At 40.3% G+C, this 15499-nt stretch carries 17 protein-coding genes; 15 read left to right on the top strand and 2 right to left on the bottom strand.

What is annotated here, in order from left to right:
* Window positions 1-3: 3 nt before the first annotated feature.
* From AB1Z56_RS12210 to AB1Z56_RS12180, 7 genes are all read left to right on the top strand, one after another.
* The gene (locus tag AB1Z56_RS12210; RefSeq protein ID WP_293906939.1) at window positions 4-489 is read left to right on the top strand and encodes a DUF2271 domain-containing protein; all 486 of its coding nucleotides are present in this window, start codon (window positions 4-6) and stop codon (window positions 487-489) included.
* A gap of 14 nt (window positions 490-503) precedes the next feature.
* Window positions 504-2702, top strand: coding sequence for a PepSY domain-containing protein (locus AB1Z56_RS12205; protein WP_426792147.1), 2199 nt, complete (start codon window positions 504-506; stop codon window positions 2700-2702).
* An 85-nt stretch (window positions 2703-2787) separates the two neighbouring features.
* Complete coding sequence (locus AB1Z56_RS12200; RefSeq protein ID WP_426792146.1) at window positions 2788-3771, top strand: FAD:protein FMN transferase; 984 nt, start codon at window positions 2788-2790, stop codon at window positions 3769-3771.
* Window positions 3772-4002: 231 nt separating this feature from the next.
* A complete protein-coding gene (locus tag AB1Z56_RS12195; RefSeq protein ID WP_309363159.1) occupies window positions 4003-4560 on the top strand; it encodes an RNA polymerase sigma factor in 558 nt (185 codons plus the stop codon).
* A gap of 11 nt (window positions 4561-4571) precedes the next feature.
* A complete protein-coding gene (locus AB1Z56_RS12190; protein WP_293906931.1) occupies window positions 4572-4910 on the top strand; it encodes a hypothetical protein in 339 nt (112 codons plus the stop codon).
* A gap of 214 nt (window positions 4911-5124) precedes the next feature.
* Window positions 5125-5418 carry a hypothetical protein gene (locus tag AB1Z56_RS12185; RefSeq protein ID WP_293906929.1) on the top strand — a complete coding sequence of 98 codons (294 nt, stop codon included), beginning with the start codon at window positions 5125-5127 and terminating at the stop codon, window positions 5416-5418.
* Window positions 5419-5497: 79 nt separating this feature from the next.
* Window positions 5498-5947 carry an Hsp20/alpha crystallin family protein gene (locus tag AB1Z56_RS12180; protein ID WP_426792145.1) on the top strand — a complete coding sequence of 150 codons (450 nt, stop codon included), beginning with the start codon at window positions 5498-5500 and terminating at the stop codon, window positions 5945-5947.
* A gap of 171 nt (window positions 5948-6118) precedes the next feature.
* On the opposite strand, the gene AB1Z56_RS12175 is transcribed toward AB1Z56_RS12180, so the two are convergent.
* On the bottom strand, window positions 6119-6700 hold the full coding sequence (locus AB1Z56_RS12175) for a DUF4126 domain-containing protein (protein ID WP_426792144.1): 582 nt from the start codon (window positions 6698-6700) through the stop codon (window positions 6119-6121).
* Between the two features lie 265 nt (window positions 6701-6965).
* On the opposite strand from AB1Z56_RS12175, the gene katG reads away from it, so the two are divergent.
* Window positions 6966-9245 (top strand): catalase/peroxidase HPI, encoded by a 2280-nt coding sequence (gene katG, locus AB1Z56_RS12170; RefSeq protein WP_426792143.1) that lies wholly within the window; start codon window positions 6966-6968, stop codon window positions 9243-9245.
* Window positions 9246-9338: 93 nt separating this feature from the next.
* Here the strand turns inward: katG and AB1Z56_RS12165 are convergent, their stop codons facing one another.
* Window positions 9339-10106: a YqjF family protein gene (locus AB1Z56_RS12165; RefSeq protein ID WP_426792142.1), complete on the bottom strand. Its 768-nt coding sequence runs from the start codon at window positions 10104-10106 to the stop codon at window positions 9339-9341.
* A 204-nt stretch (window positions 10107-10310) separates the two neighbouring features.
* Between AB1Z56_RS12165 and AB1Z56_RS12160 the strand changes: the two genes are divergently transcribed.
* The 7 genes from AB1Z56_RS12160 (at window position 10311) to AB1Z56_RS12130 (ending at window position 15418) form a co-directional block, all read left to right on the top strand.
* A complete protein-coding gene (locus AB1Z56_RS12160; RefSeq protein WP_426792141.1) occupies window positions 10311-10712 on the top strand; it encodes a hypothetical protein in 402 nt (133 codons plus the stop codon).
* Window positions 10713-10794: 82 nt separating this feature from the next.
* Entirely contained in the window at window positions 10795-11139 is a 345-nt protein-coding gene (locus tag AB1Z56_RS12155) for a hydrogenase maturation nickel metallochaperone HypA (protein WP_426792140.1), read from the top strand.
* 12 nt (window positions 11140-11151) lie between these two features.
* A complete protein-coding gene (hypB, locus tag AB1Z56_RS12150) occupies window positions 11152-11880 on the top strand; it encodes a hydrogenase nickel incorporation protein HypB (protein ID WP_293906917.1) in 729 nt (242 codons plus the stop codon).
* A 153-nt stretch (window positions 11881-12033) separates the two neighbouring features.
* Window positions 12034-12564: a hypothetical protein gene (locus AB1Z56_RS12145; RefSeq protein WP_343555289.1), complete on the top strand. Its 531-nt coding sequence runs from the start codon at window positions 12034-12036 to the stop codon at window positions 12562-12564.
* Window positions 12565-13566 carry an ABC transporter substrate-binding protein gene (locus tag AB1Z56_RS12140; protein WP_426792139.1) on the top strand — a complete coding sequence of 334 codons (1002 nt, stop codon included), beginning with the start codon at window positions 12565-12567 and terminating at the stop codon, window positions 13564-13566.
* Window positions 13563-14579 (top strand): FecCD family ABC transporter permease, encoded by a 1017-nt coding sequence (locus tag AB1Z56_RS12135; RefSeq protein ID WP_426792138.1) that lies wholly within the window; start codon window positions 13563-13565, stop codon window positions 14577-14579. Before AB1Z56_RS12140 ends, AB1Z56_RS12135 begins: the two co-directional genes overlap by 4 nt.
* A complete protein-coding gene (locus AB1Z56_RS12130) occupies window positions 14576-15418 on the top strand; it encodes an ABC transporter ATP-binding protein (RefSeq protein ID WP_426792137.1) in 843 nt (280 codons plus the stop codon). Before AB1Z56_RS12135 ends, AB1Z56_RS12130 begins: the two co-directional genes overlap by 4 nt.
* Window positions 15419-15499 lie beyond the last annotated feature (81 nt).

Below are 15499 nucleotides of genomic sequence, written 5' to 3'. Positions count from 1 at the left end.
AAGATGAATAACATAGTTAAAACAACGATAGCCACTCTTTTATTTTCGATGGCGGCCTTAAGCTCTTTCGCACAGGCAGCTAAATATAAGTGTATGATCCAAATGAATGCCTATGAAGGTGAGAAAGCCTACGTGGTGATTTCACTGATTAATCCTAGTGGAGCTTACGAAAAAACACTCGCCGTATTGGGATCTGATAAACAATGGTATAATACAATCAAGGAATGGTACAAGTTCCAAAATAAAACCAAGGAAAAGCTAAATGCGGTGACGGGTGCGTCAGTTGGTGGCGGTGACCGTGCCATGCGGACATTGGATATTGATGAAACGAAGTTTAACAAAGGGTATAAACTCCGTTTTGAATCTGCTGTAGAGGAACAAAAATACCATACTGCTGATGTTGAAATTGCTTTGACAAAGGAAGCTATCACTGAAAAAGCTAATGGCAAGGGATATATCAAACTTGTTAAGTTAAATAAAGTACAATAAGAAAAGGGGTAAAAATGCTGGTATCTATTTGGAGGTATGCACATTTAGCCTTAGCTATTGTTTCTTCTATCTTTTTACTTTTATTATCGATAACTGGCGTAATATTGGCCATTGACGCCGTCAACGAAAAAATTCCGCCTTATCGGGTTGAACATATTGAAACATTAAACCTTGCGCAGTCAGTAACAGCTTTGCGCAAGGTTTATCCTGAAATCATAGCGATATCGGTAGATCACAATCAATTCGTGAGTATTGACGCTATAGACGCAGATGGCAACACCGTGAAAGGTTATATCGATCCGAATACGGGGCGTCTGCTTGGCCCCCAATTGAATAAGTCCCAATTTGTTCAATGGGTGACAGCTTTACACCGCTCACTCTTTCTTAAAGTGACCGGCAGGGTGATTATTGGTGTGGTTTCATTTCTGTTGTTTCTTATTACTATTTCAGGAATTATTCTGATTGTCAAGCGTCAACAGGGCGTTCGACATTTCTTTGCCAAAATCAACCGGGACTTTTTCGCACAGTATTTTCATGTTGTTTCAGGACGTTTATTTTTGATACCAATTTTGATATTGGCCCTAACAGGTACCTATTTATTCCTGGTGCGTATTGAAATCTTAAAAAAGCCGAACCAAACAATTGAATATCCCAATAAGATGAAGGAAGATGTCCAATTGGAGGTAGCGAAATTTTCGATATTCCAAAATACAAAACTTGTCGATTTGAAGACGTTGGAGTTTCCGTTTATGGAAGACGATCCTGATGAGTTTTTTATATTGAAGCTTCGCGATCGGGAATTGACCATAAATCAGTTGAATGGAAGCTTGCATAAAGAAGTAAAGTATCCCTTTACAGCACTGGCCGAACAGTTTTCTTTGGATCTACATACGGGCAAGACCAATATCATATGGGCCATTATATTGGGACTCGCATCTTTGAATATTGTGTTCTTTATTTACACGGGCTTTGCAATCACATTCAAGCGCACGCGTACTAAAATCAAGAATAAATATAAACCTGAAGAAGCGGAGATTGTTATTCTTTTTGGAACGGAAAATGGAAGCACGCTGTTTTTCGCCAATCAGATCCATAAACAGCTCTTAGCGGATGGGCAAAAATCGTTGTTGCTCGGAATGAACCAATATCAATGCTTTCCAAATGCCAAACATTTGCTTTTGTTTACCTCAACATACGGGCTAGGAACAGCACCCTCCAATGCACTTCAATTTGAACAAAAGCTCAACAGCCATCCACAAAAGCAAGATGTACAATTTTCGGTTCTCGGCTTTGGTTCGAAAGCCTATCCCGACTTTTGTGCCTATGCGCGCGAAATTGATCATTTGTTAGAAAAACAAGTATGGGCTTCTCGTCTAACCGAGTTACATACCGTTAATGATAAGCATGTTGATGAACTTATTTCATGGATACATCACTGGTCAGAAAAGACTGATATCGCATTAGCTTCTGCTCCTGCTATTTATAGTGCTAAAGTCGTCGGATTGACAAAATTCAAAGTGATAGCGAAGTCTACTGTTTCATCAACCAATACAACTTTTACGTTATTATTGAAACCTTTGAGTAAGGTTAAAATGCAATCCGGAGATTTGTTGGCAATCTATCCCGCCCAAGATCAACGTGAACGTTTTTATTCGATCGGCTACAAAGATGGGATGGTTCAGCTTGTGGTGAAATTGTTTCCTGATGGATTTGGTTCTAGCTTCCTTTATCAATTGGAACCGAATCAAACCCTGCAAGCACGTGTCATGGTTAATCCAAGTTTTCATTTTCCGAAAGCCGCTAATGCAGTCGCTTTGATTGCGAATGGTACAGGGGTAGCACCTTTTATAGGCATGATTTCAGAAAATGAAAGTATGACTCCTTTACGTTTATATGCTGGTTTTCGCCATCGAAATGAAATGACTGCGCACTATGTGGATTTTGCTGATGAACAGCTGAAATTAGGGCATCTGCAGCAGCTTGAACTGGCTTTCTCGCGTGAGGAAAATCCACAATATGTCATGGATTTGATTCGTCGGGATGCGCCGTATTTTGTCGAATTGCTTGAAAAAGGAGGTTATATATTGCTTTGTGGTGCATTGCGGATGCAGCATGATGTTGAACATACTTTAAATGAGCTTCTCTTAGCACATATCGGCAAAACTATTGCGGTCTACAAAGAAAATGGACAGATCTTAACGGATTGTTATTAGTAAATTGGTGGTACTATAGCAAATCCCATCACTAAGACTACTTTTGGTATAGATCGATTTTATAATTCCTTTTTAGATCAATCGCATGAAGAACAATAAACAATGTGGCCTATTTTTAATGTTTTGCTTTCTATCCATTACTTCGGGTTTTTCGCAGGTATTGGTTAAACGGCAAGTCACCCTTATGGGCTCTGTTTTCGAAATTAGCTTGGTAGATCGGGATAGCTCGATTACAAATCAGCATATCGATGAAGTCATCTCCGAAATAGATCGAATAGAAAATCTGATTTCAGAATGGCGTCCGCAAACCCAAATAGCTGCGGTGAACCGCAATGCAGGGATTAAGCCAGTTAAGGTGGATAGAGAAGTGTTTGATCTAACACAACGTGCAATCCAATATGCTCAAAATTCAGGTGGTGCTTTTGATATCAGTATTGTTGCCTTAGATAAAGTTTGGCTATTTGATGGCAGCATGACCTCGATGCCCGCAGAAGAAGTGATTAAGAGGTCTGTCGAGAAAGTTGGCTATCAACACATTCGCCTCGATAGTGCGGCTTCGACAATTTTTCTGGAGTTACCGGGTATGAAGATCGGTTTCGGCTCTATTGGGAAAGGCTATGCGGCAGATAGGGGCAGGGAAATAATGAAAGCAAAAGGGATTGAAGCAGGTATAGTTAATGCTTCCGGTGATCTGTCGGCTTGGGGAAGCCCACCCAATAGCGATGCCTGGAAAGTGGGCGTAAACAATCCGTTCAAACCCCATCGAATGGTCAAAGTTCTTCGTTTGAATGAAATGGCCGTAGCAACTTCGGGCAGCTATGAGAAATATGCGGAGATTAATGGAAAACGTTATTCACATATTATAAATCCGGTGACAGGTTATCCAGCTACGGGATTAACTTCAGTGACGATTTATGGACCCTCAGCGGAAATCGCAAATGCACTCAGTACCTCAATCATGGTACTGGGCGAGAAAGAAGGGAAAAAATTGATTCAGCGTTTCCCCGCATATCATTATATTTTTATTACCGATACAGGTAAGGTTATTCAGCAGCGCCGGAAGTCTTAAACCATGGTACTACTTTTTTATATTGCATAAAGTGTATAGAAAGCATAGCCTATTAGCTGATTATCTAGTATATTTATGCAAATAAAGCGTATACGAAAGACGACGAAAAAGGAATGTGTCATGTTGCTCATGCGGTGGAAGTCAGCTAGAAAGTAGATCCATGAAAATAATTTAAAGTAAAAGTTTGGCTGATTCGTCTAGGCTGCTATGGACATTGCATACCAAAATCATATGGCAGAGAAAAATTCCAGATCATTTACGGACACCGTTAAGACTTATGGAAGTCAGCTGCTACGTTTTGTTAAGGGTAAAGTAAAGAAAACGGAGGATGCAGAGGATATCTTACAAGAAGTATGGTATCAATTCAGCCGTTTGACCAATATGGATGAATTGGAAAATGCGGGAGCTTGGCTTTATGCCGTTACACGCAATAAAATTACGGACAGCTATCGAAAAAAGAAAAGTGAATCGCTTGATGATCTGATTGATGGCGGCGATGATAGCGAAAGTTCATTTCCTATTCGTCAGTTTCTTTTGGCTGATGACTCCAATAATCCGGAGCTAAAATTATTTAAGGATATTTTTTGGGACGAACTGATGAAAGCATTGGACGAATTACCTGAAAAGCAACGTCGGGTTTTTATGCTCAATGAACTGGAAGACAAAACACTTCAAGAAATTGCAGTCATGGAAAATGAGAATTTAAAGACGATCATCAGTCGAAAAGGGTATGCAGTGAAGCATCTGAGAGTACGGTTGCGCAGTTTGTATGAAGAATTAAAATTTTAAAGAATTAAGCTATGAATGGAAGAATAAAAAGGCAGCGGAAGGGTAAATTCGCTTTTATGTTTGTCGCTATTATCGTTGGTGTTTTTTTATTGGTAGCGTTGTTACAATATTTATGGAATACGTTAATGGTTGACATTTTCAATTTGAAAACAATTACCTATTGGCAGGCGCTGGGACTCTTTGTTTTGTCAAGAATCCTGTTTGGCAGGGGATTTGGTAAACCGGGAGGTGGAAGATTTCGAAAGGATTTTCCACGTCAGATGGAAAAAGGAGAGGATCTTTCCGAAGAAGAAAGGGAGCGTTTGCGTGAGGAATGGAAGCGTCGTTTTGGCGGACGATGCGGATTCTAAAAAAAGAATAAAAATTTTAAAGTAAAAACTGTTGTTGGGCGTCTTCTTCTATAAAGGCGCCTTTTTTGTGTCAATATCCCGAAAGAAATAACAGAACGCGATGATCTGTCAGAATGGATGTCGGCTAAAGTAATAGTTAATTAAAAAATATGAAGGTCAATGTTAAGCAGATGAAACTGTGTGCTAACGGAAACCTTAAAAAAGATGTATTCAAATGAAAAATAAACTTCGATTTATATTGCCACGCCTGATAGTGCTTACGGCAATAGCAGGATTAGCAACCTTAATTATTGGGACGATCTTTAAACTCTTATTGTTTGGAACAGTTCTGTTTGGAATAGGAAGCTTTGCCGCAGCAAGAATGCGCAGGAGAGATAGGCATACATTCAAAATGGATAAGGCTCCAGTGTACCCGAATGTTCAGCGTCACTATAACACAGTTGTAGCGATTGTGCCTTTAAAGGGACAACAACGTTCGAAGAGAGCAACAATAGTTCCCGTTTATTAATATTTACAAAATCGCAACTGTGGATGCAATCCGGCGATCATTAATTCACACTTAGTATTCAACATTAAAAATTAAAGACATGTTTAAAAGAGATAATTACAGCAGAGGATATTCAAATCATAATAAATTTTGCGGACAGCATTTCAAGGACCGCTTTGAAAAATTTCAACAGCATTTTTTTGAAGGTGAACACAGTTCAGAAGGGCAACAGTTTATCCCTGCCAATATAGCAGAAAATTCGGAATTTTACGAAGTCCAGCTTTTTGCTGCTGGCCGCAAGAAAGAACAATTCCAAGTCAGTATAAATGATGGGATTTTAAAGATTTCTTGTACAGAAAACACACAGGACAATGGTATCGACTACATTTATAAAGAGCATGAAGGACTGCCATTTGAACGTGAGTTTCAGTTGAATGAACAAGTACTTACTGACAATGTGCATGCGAGTTTCGAGGATGGTGTATTGACCGTTATTCTTCCGAAGGATCTTGAGAAGGTAAAACGTCCCCAGGAAGTTGTTATTGATTAGTAAAGACCAGTCTATAATCTGGGCGCACATCAAAGTAAAGGTTGCTTATGTGCGCAAACTTAATCAGTGCAAGCGCTAATTTTGAAAAAGGACAGCATCGAATTTTGCTGTCCTTTTTTGTTTTACGTATTATTTATCGCCAATCTCCAGGCAGTGCAGAGATTTTCTTGATCAGGACCTTTTAAGTTTTTCACGCAGTTGTTCTTTGCCAAACCGCCAAAAGAAGTAGAACAAGCCTATAACAACTATAATGGCCATAAAGGGCACAAATATGGCAAGTATGGTCAAAATAGTAGAACCGATGGTTTCCATTGTCGAAATCATAAAATTACCAAAACCTGCCGTTCCGATAGAAGAGGCGGCTCGGGTGCCTGCCAGGGCCGTGCTGATGGTTGCTGCAGTACCGCCACCGGCTATAATTGCCATGGCCCAACGGACAAACGGTGAAATATCTGTAAACTGTATGGCAAAAAGTAAGGTACCTGCTATGGTTGCTAAGGGGATGGATAGGCTGTCCAATATATTGTCAATAAAAGGAATGTAGTATCCCGCTATTTCTAAAATCATGGCTACGCTTGTTGCTACTAAAACAAGCGTTGAGCCCGCCCAAGCCAATTCGTTGCCAACTTGGAACAGTTCCAGCCGGCAGCCAAGGCTCAATAAAAATAAGGGCATGAAAATCCGGAAGCCGGTGGCTGCCGCCAGACTCACGCCTATAAATGCACTCACCAAAAATGTAGATAGTTCACTCATGGCCAATATTTTTGATTCAACCTAATTGTAGAATAATAAAAGAATGGCTTTTGTTTTAGCAACACCGAAAATCGTTATTTTCTGGAGTCTCATTAAAAGATGATTTTCAGTATTTTGTATAATTGTCTTTTATGGATATAGATTTTGGTTATAGTGTATCGAATCATTCGATGTACAAGTGGGATCGCATTTGTGTAATTTTATGAAAGTGGGAGTCAAACAATTTGATCACTTAAGGTATTATATAAATAAACTTTCTTTTCATATGGACAATAACGAAAAAGACATTAGCAAATGCCCATTTCACAATGGTACTATGCGCAACGCCGTTGCGGGAGGGGGAACTCAGAATCAGGATTGGTGGCCAAATAGACTTCGTGTAGATCTATTGAGACAACACGCGAGCAAGTCAAATCCAATGGACGAAGGCTTTGACTATGCAGAAGCATTTAAACAATTGGATTTAGAAGCCGTAAAAAAAGATTTGCATGCTTTGATGACCGATTCCCAGGATTGGTGGCCTGCTGATTTTGGTCTTTATGGACCATTATTCATCCGGATGGCTTGGCATAGTGCAGGAACCTATCGGGTGAGCGATGGTCGAGGCGGAGCTGGGTCTGGGCAACAACGTTTTGCACCACTGAATAGTTGGCCGGATAATGTTAGTTTGGATAAAGCACGTCGCCTGTTGTGGCCTATCAAACAAAAATATGGTAAGCATATTTCCTGGGCGGATTTATTGATCTTAACAGGTAATGTTGCTTTAGAGTCTATGGGTTTTAAAACTTTTGGTTATTCCGGTGGACGCGTTGATGCATTTGAACCTGAATTGGATGTATATTGGGGGTCTGAAAAAACATGGTTAGGCGGTGATATTCGTTATGCACATGGTTCAGAAGGCGTAGTGGAGTCACACGGTGTATTATCTGCCGATGATGATGCGGATGGTAAACAACATTCGCGAAATCTTGAAAAACCGTTGGCAGCGGTACAGATGGGGTTAATTTATGTGAATCCAGAAGGACCGGATGGAAATCCAGATCCTATCGCTGCTGCAAAAGATATACGGGATACTTTTGGTCGGATGGCTATGGACGATGAGGAAACTGTCGCTTTGATTGCAGGTGGGCATACTTTTGGAAAAACACACGGAGCAGGCCCTGCCGACAATGTCGGAAAAGAACCTGAAGCAGCAGGCATAGAACAACAAGGGCTTGGTTGGAAAAGTACATATGGCAGTGGAGTAGGAGCAGATGCGATCACTAGTGGTTTGGAGGTTATTTGGACACAGAAACCGACAGAATGGACAAATCTTTTTTTTAAAAATCTCTTCGAACATGAATGGGAGTTAACAAAGAGTCCTGCGGGAGCGCATCAATGGGTAGCCAAAGGTGCCGATTCGAATGTTCCAGATCCTTTTGATCCGAATAAAAAACGTAGACCAACAATGCTGACGACCGATTTAACGTTGCGTTTTGATCCAATTTATGAAAAGATCTCGCGTAAATTTTATGAAGATCAAGATGCATTTGCTGATGCATTTTCTCGCGCCTGGTTTAAATTAACGCACCGTGATTTGGGACCGCGGGAACGCTATTTGGGTGCCGAGGTTCCTGCCGAAGAACTATTGTGGCAAGATCCTATTCCTGCTGTCGATCATGCTTTGGTCGATGCTGATGACATTAGCACATTGAAATCTGCCCTATTGAACGCGGGGCTCAGCACTGCCGAGCTCGTAACGACCGCTTGGGCTTCGGCTTCTACTTTCCGTGGATCGGATATGAGAGGCGGAGCAAATGGTGCACGGATACGCTTGGCTCCGCAGCGCTATTGGCAAGTCAATAATCCAACGCAATTACAAAAAGTTCTTACCGCGTTGGAGCAAATTCAACAGGATTTTAATGGAAAACAACAGGACGGAAAGAAGATCTCATTGGCAGACTTAATTGTCTTAGGTGGTGTTGCTGCGATAGAGCGGGCGGCTCGCGCTGCTGGACATGAGGTCAATGTACCGTTCCATCCTGGGCGTATGGATGCATCACAGGAGCAGACGGATGTAGAATCCATGGGCTATCTTGAGCCAATTGCGGATGGATTTAGGAACTATCGCAAAGGTGCTTATACCGTGTCTACGGAATCATTATTGATTGATAAAGCACAATCGCTTACGCTATCTGTTCCAGAATTAACGGTATTAATCGGCGGACTTCGTGTTCTTCAAGCAAATTTTGATGGATCCCAATTAGGAGTGATGACAGATCGTCCTGGGCAACTGACGAATGATTTTTTTGTCAATCTATTAGATATGGGAACAGCTTGGAAAGCTATTTCTCAGGATCGGGAAGTTTTTGAAGGATCAGATCGTAAATCTGGTGTTAAAAAATGGGAAGCCGGACGGGCCGATCTTGTTTTTGGCTCGAACGCTGAACTGAGAGCTGTTGCCGAAATATATGGCAGTGCCGATGCAAAAGATAAATTCGTACAAGATTTTGTGAAGGCATGGACTAAAGTGATGGAGTTAGATCGCTTCGATTTGCATCGATAGTTTGATTTAATTACCGTCTCGTTCAAGAACAGTTGGGTCGAAAACTTATAATAATATATTTAGGGCTTGTATCTTTTTAAGTACGAGCCCTATTTATTTCTGATGTGATCTATCATCACTCCCGCGCCTATCTAATGATAACTGATATGCTTTCCATGCGAGCACCTGCACCCCGGCAGCGTAGTGTATGCTTTCTATATTTTCATGGTTTAAATTTAGCCTGCCAATTTTATAGTCTAATTGGCATTCTTCCATTTGTACAGCAAACAAATCCCATTCCGCATGATGGATTTCAAAACAATAGATCCCATCGGATTTGTCCAAATAAAGACAGTAGCGTTCCGTAAGCCAGATGTCAAGTTCGGATTTAAAAGTAATAGCTTCCGAAATATGAAATATGCTATTTAGGGTAAATTCTTTTTCGCTATTATAATTCTTATAACCTCTAGCGTCGCGTACAATAGTAGATTTTTCATAAGGAAGATCGGAGAGTTTTTTCGCAACTAATGTAGATAAATATTTACTTGCTTCAATATTTATAAAATACACCCCCTTTTTGCCGTTTTGACTGATATAGGTGCGTACATTAATTTCAAGAAAATCCGATATCGGCGAAAGCGCAGGAACATTTCTAGGGCGAATATTTTTCATTTCAAATGCCACCAAAGAAACGTAAGATCTACCCTGGTATCGATCAATGGATAATTCCTCGGGTACTAAAGATCGGAGCAGTTCATAATCGACCTGAAAATGTAAGAAGAGTAAATCAAGCCATTCTTGATAGAACTGCCATGGGCCCGAAGGCATAGGCCATGGACGATGAAGATTATCCTGAAGGATCGTTTTAATTTTCTTAGACAAAACCTCCAATTTATACCTCTAATATCATTTTAATCTCACCTTAACCAAATTTTAATTTAATATATAAAGAATTAGGGAATTTTCTTTGGGTGTTTCCTATTTTGTGAAATAAAATTCAAGATTTGTGCTACTTTTTCTTCTTTGATCGGTAGTAACTTTGTATTGGTCTCAAAGGAATCTTTGATACTTTGTTAGGTTAAAGCTATGTGGAAGCACTTTATTTTTCTATTTGCAGTACTGTTGTTATCATTTAAGAATTTAAATGCAAACAGTCTTGTACTGAAAAGTGATAGTGTCGAATCCCAGTTTTTATCCTCCAAAAATACGTCAAAACATGCGGACCATTTGCGCATCATCCATTTTTCAAACGATCATAGTCAATTTTCTTCGCTCCACCCATCGCTTCAATCCATTGTTGCCGAAATGGACGTGGAAGTGGCACAAGATTGGTTGATGGATCGTTGGTTGGTTACGGTTGATTTGCTTTGGCATGAACTACTGCCATCCCCGCAACAGAAAGATTATCGGTATGAACATACCCTAGATCTAGAGCCTATACCCATAGCTCGATTTTTGCTGTTTGAGCAAATCAAAATTCCATGCTAAAGCATACGCTTTTCTTCACATCATACAGGCAAAGAAAGCTTTCATTTCTTTTCTAAATTTATTTATTTCTTAAAATATACCAATGCACGAGCTAAGTATAGTAAAGGATATTTTTGATACTTTGACCTCGCATTATGAGGCTAGGGTGGATGATATTCAAAAAATTCAAGTTACAGCAGGATTGTTGTCCAACATCCAGCCTGTATTGATCCAAAATGCATTTGATGCTTTTATTGCTGAAAATACGCAATACCAAGATATGGAAATGGAGGTCGTGGTCAACGATATCATTGCATATTGTGAACATTGTCAGAAAAATTTCCCGGTTCATTTTCATCGATTTGTCTGTGACTGCGGACAACCTTCTAGTACAATTGTTCAAGGGAATGAACTCTATATATCAAAAGTAATTTTTAATCAAGACTAAAAATCGTTTATCATGTCAGACAATACTTCAAATCCTAAAAGTTTAGGTAACCGTGTAGGTTCGGTTCAATGTGAAAATACAACGCTACATTTATTAAAGGCAAATGATTTTGTCGCAAAAGCCATCCGCGATAGACTGAAAGATGTTTGTGTAATTAACGTGTGTTCTTCTCCGGGTTCGGGTAAAACAACTTTGATGCAAGAGACGGGAAAACGTTTGGCAAAAGATTTGAATATCGCTGTTTTGGTAGGTGATCCGGAAACTGAACGTGATGCGGTTCGTATGCGTGAGGTAGGCATTAATGCATTGCAGATTGTTACTGGCGGAATGTGTCATATTGAGGCACAAATGATCTTACAGGCTCTGGATCATATCGATATCGAAGGAATAGACCTGTTGTTTATTGAGAACGTCGGGAATTTATTGTGTCCATCAGCGTTTGATTTGGGGGAAGATTACCGCGTGACCTTATTGGCGACGACAGAAGGTGACGATAAACCAAAAAAATACCCACGTATGTTTTTAACAAGCGAATTGATGTTGGTTTCCAAAGCTGATTTATTACCATATGTACCTTTCTCGGTAGATGCGGTAACGAAAGATGCACGCGAGGTGAACCCCAATTTGGAAGTTATTACAATCAGTACATTGAATGGAGACGGACTGGATAGCTGGTGTGATTGGTTGAAAGAAAGAGTTCAAGCAAAAAAAGAACAGTATAAAGCACTTGAAGCTAAATAATAGAGGATAAATGTGATTGTCAGTATAACAGTGATCCATATTCATTGTTATGCTGTCTTTCGATTTAGGAATATCCATGTTTGAGCGATATAAACAGCGTAGAGAAAAGTCTTATGTCTGTGAATGACGCGAGAATAAAAGAGATTTACAAAAATGAATGAACTGCCGCTTCCAATAGATAAAATCATAGCAAACTATGCGTTTGCCTCTACTGAGGTCGATCAAGTGCAACTTGAATGGTACGAAGTCCATAAGAGACGTTTAACACGCCATACTACCGGTGGAAAATCTATTCTTATGCAATTGGAGCAAGGAGCTGAATGGCACCATGGCGACGCTTTATTTCATCAGGAAACTTTGCAAGCGATCTTGGTTGTCAAGCCCTCGTTGACAATAAGATTCAATCCAACAGATTTGGTGCAGCTTGCAGATTTCGGTTATTTCATTGGAAACAGACATCTTCCAATATTCAACATTGCATCGGAAGGATCCCTTCGTTTGCCTTATGATGGGAGGCTATATGAACAGGTGTTAGCAAAATATGGAACTTCGATCCAGTTGGAAGAGGCGTTGTTGCTGTCTGAAGATTTAATTCGTCAACAGGCAAAAACGAAGAAGAGCCCTGATGTAAAGGCAATAGACGAGCATACTGGCCTGAGTGAGCAAGTCATAAATGATAATTAAATGAAAGTGAATCGTGTTATGCCCCCAATGCTTTTGTTGTTGTGCTTCTTATTTGGCGCCTGTCAAAATCAGCAATCAGGAGGTCTTAATGATCGTGTAAAGGCGATTGATAGTCGAGGTAAGGAAGTTAGTTTGCAGCAGACTGCAAAGCGTGTCGTTGTACTATTCCCTTCGCTTGTTGATGAAGTGTATATGTTGGGTGCTGGAAATAGCCTTGTTGGGATTCCCGAGCAAGTTTATCAGATGGAAGATACTTACACCTTTTTATCGAAATTAGACCCTCGAATAGCAAAAAAATCAATCGCAACGCCAACTTTCGGTGGACAAGCCAATAATGTAGAAAGCATTGTGGGGCTGAACCCTGATCTCGTGCTGACATTCAATACAGACCAGGATAATATTTCCCAATTAGAAAGCCTGGGAATTCCGGTGTTTACTTTTTCTTCGCAGGATGAAAAAAGTATTTTTAATGAATTGATAGGGATGGGAGCCTTACTCGGAAAGAAAGCGCGAGCGGAAGAAATTGTTCAATTCGTTTCAACGGAGATCAAAAAAATGACTGTTCCTAAGGATCAAAAACAAAAGAAGGTTTATTACGCCTGGTCTAAAGGGCGTGTTCTTTCCACATCCGGTCGCGGTAGTTTGATTGATATGGCGATCCGTCTTTCTGGGGCAGCTAATGCCTGTCCGCTGGAAATGGAAGCTCCAAATGTCGGTGCAGAAACCATCTATAAATGGAACCCTGATCTCATTATTCTTTGGAATTCAAAATTAACAGATGTCTACAATCTAAAGGAACTCGCAGCTTTGCCAGCTGTGAAAAATAAACAGGTGTTTGTGATGTCGCCTTCATTTCCATTCGATCCGCATACGGTAAAATTTATGCTGTTTGCAAAGCAGGTACGGCATTGGTGTTTTTCGGATTATACCAAACAACAACTTGATCAGGATATGACGGTAGCTTTTGAAAAACTTTACGGTAAAGCAGGACTACTTCAATGATACATCACTTAAAAAAGCTGTTTCTTCTGGTTGTTTTGCCGCTATTCGTTTTATTGTTCTCCTTATTGGTCGGCTCAAGTCAGAATATAGGTTTGGGTGAACTCTTTCAGCATATAGGTATGGAATTGGGGATTTATAAAGGGGCGAATGCAGCTGTACTTATTGGGAATATGGATACCATATTATGGCAAGTACGTTTGCCGCGGATTTTGTTAACTTTTATGGTCGGGGCAGCACTATCTTCCTCAGGCGGAGTTTTACAGGCTATTTTTAGAAACCCTATCGTCGACCCTTTCACGTTGGGTATTTCTTCGGGGTCAGCTTTTGGGGCTGCATTGGCTATGTTGTTTCCACTATTGTCGGTCAATCTATCCGCATTTTTGTTTGGTGTATGTGCAGTAGGTCTGACCTATTTCGTGTCGAATGCGGGTTTAAAAACATCGATTATAGGAATGGTTTTGGCTGGAATGGTTATTTCAGGTGTATTTACGGCTATGTTAACGCTGCTACAATACATCAGCGATCCCTATAAACTGCAGGCTATTGTACAATGGACAATGGGAAACCTTCATACGGCTTCATGGTCTAAAGTACAACATGCTTTTCTGCCAATAACGATTGGATTGTCGATTCTTATCCTGTTGCGCTGGAAACTAAATCTTCTTGCTTTGGGCGATCAGGAAGCCATTGCTGTCGGCGTTAATCCGAAACTATTGAAATTGGTATTAATTGCTGTTGCGACCATGATTACGGCCTCAGCTGTAGCAGCCGTAGGGGTTATTAGTTTGTTCGGATTAATTGTACCACATATCAGCCGTATGATCTTTGGTCCCAATAACAATATCGTCGTATGGGCTAATATCAGTATCGGCGGTACATTTCTTTTGCTTATCGATGACTTTTCTAGAGCAGTTATGCCATTTGAAATTCCGATAGGTGTATTTACCATGATTATAGGTGCTCCTTTATTTATTTACCTGATGCGCCGTAATGAAATTAACTGGAATTCATGAGTAACTCGATTCATATCAAAAATCTTTCCTTTGCTTATGGTAAAGACAGCATCCTAACAGATGTAAATATGTCATTTCCAGAGGGGAAGCTGTCTGTTATTCTTGGGCGAAATGGAAGTGGAAAATCGACCTTATTCAATATTATAGCAGGCTTAGAGAAAAAATACGAAGGCGCTGTATATATCGGCAAAACGGAACGACGGGAATGGAAAGTTGGCCAGAGCAAGGCTCTGAAATTAGGATTTTTGAACCAGTTTCATCAGACGACGTTCCCCTTTAAAGTTGTTGATGTTATTTTGACCGGTCGTGCTTCATTCTCCCGTTTTTCTCCCGGAAAGAAAGACTTCGAGGCAGTAGAACAGATCTTGGATAAATTTAACCTCACACACCTAAAAGATAAGCCTTATACCTCTTTATCTGGAGGGGAGCGACAATTGGTATTACTTTGTCGCGTGTTGGTACAGCAACCTGATATATTATTGCTTGATGAGCCTACCAATCATTTGGATCTGAAATATCAGATCGCGGTTCTGCAGACGGCCAAGGAACTGGTCAAGGAGGGGACAACCGTATTATGCGTGATGCACGATCCCAACATGGCATACCTTTTTGGTGATCAGTTTTATCTGATGAAAGATCATAGACTCTTGGATCTTGATGGTATGGAAAGGGAGGAGGTAAGAGAATTATTGGAACAGACTTATCAGCTTCCTTTGATCAGTTTGGAAAATCAGAACAAATGGATGTTTGTTCCGATGCTAAATGTAGGTTCTGCTTTTAATTCGGAGTGCGGAACAATAAATGGGACTTCGAACGAAATTGAGATGAATGCCCACTAAAGGAGTCGCTATGTGCTTCAGAAAGAGTCATTATGAAAAAGTAGTGATTTTCAAATTGAGCGCTCACTAGACTACACTATT

Source organism: Sphingobacterium sp. WOUb80 (genome assembly GCF_050058145.1).
GTDB lineage: Bacteria > Bacteroidota > Bacteroidia > Sphingobacteriales > Sphingobacteriaceae > Sphingobacterium.
The sequence above is the reverse complement of the archived record's forward strand: the minus strand, read 5'-3'. Positions and strand labels throughout refer to the sequence as shown.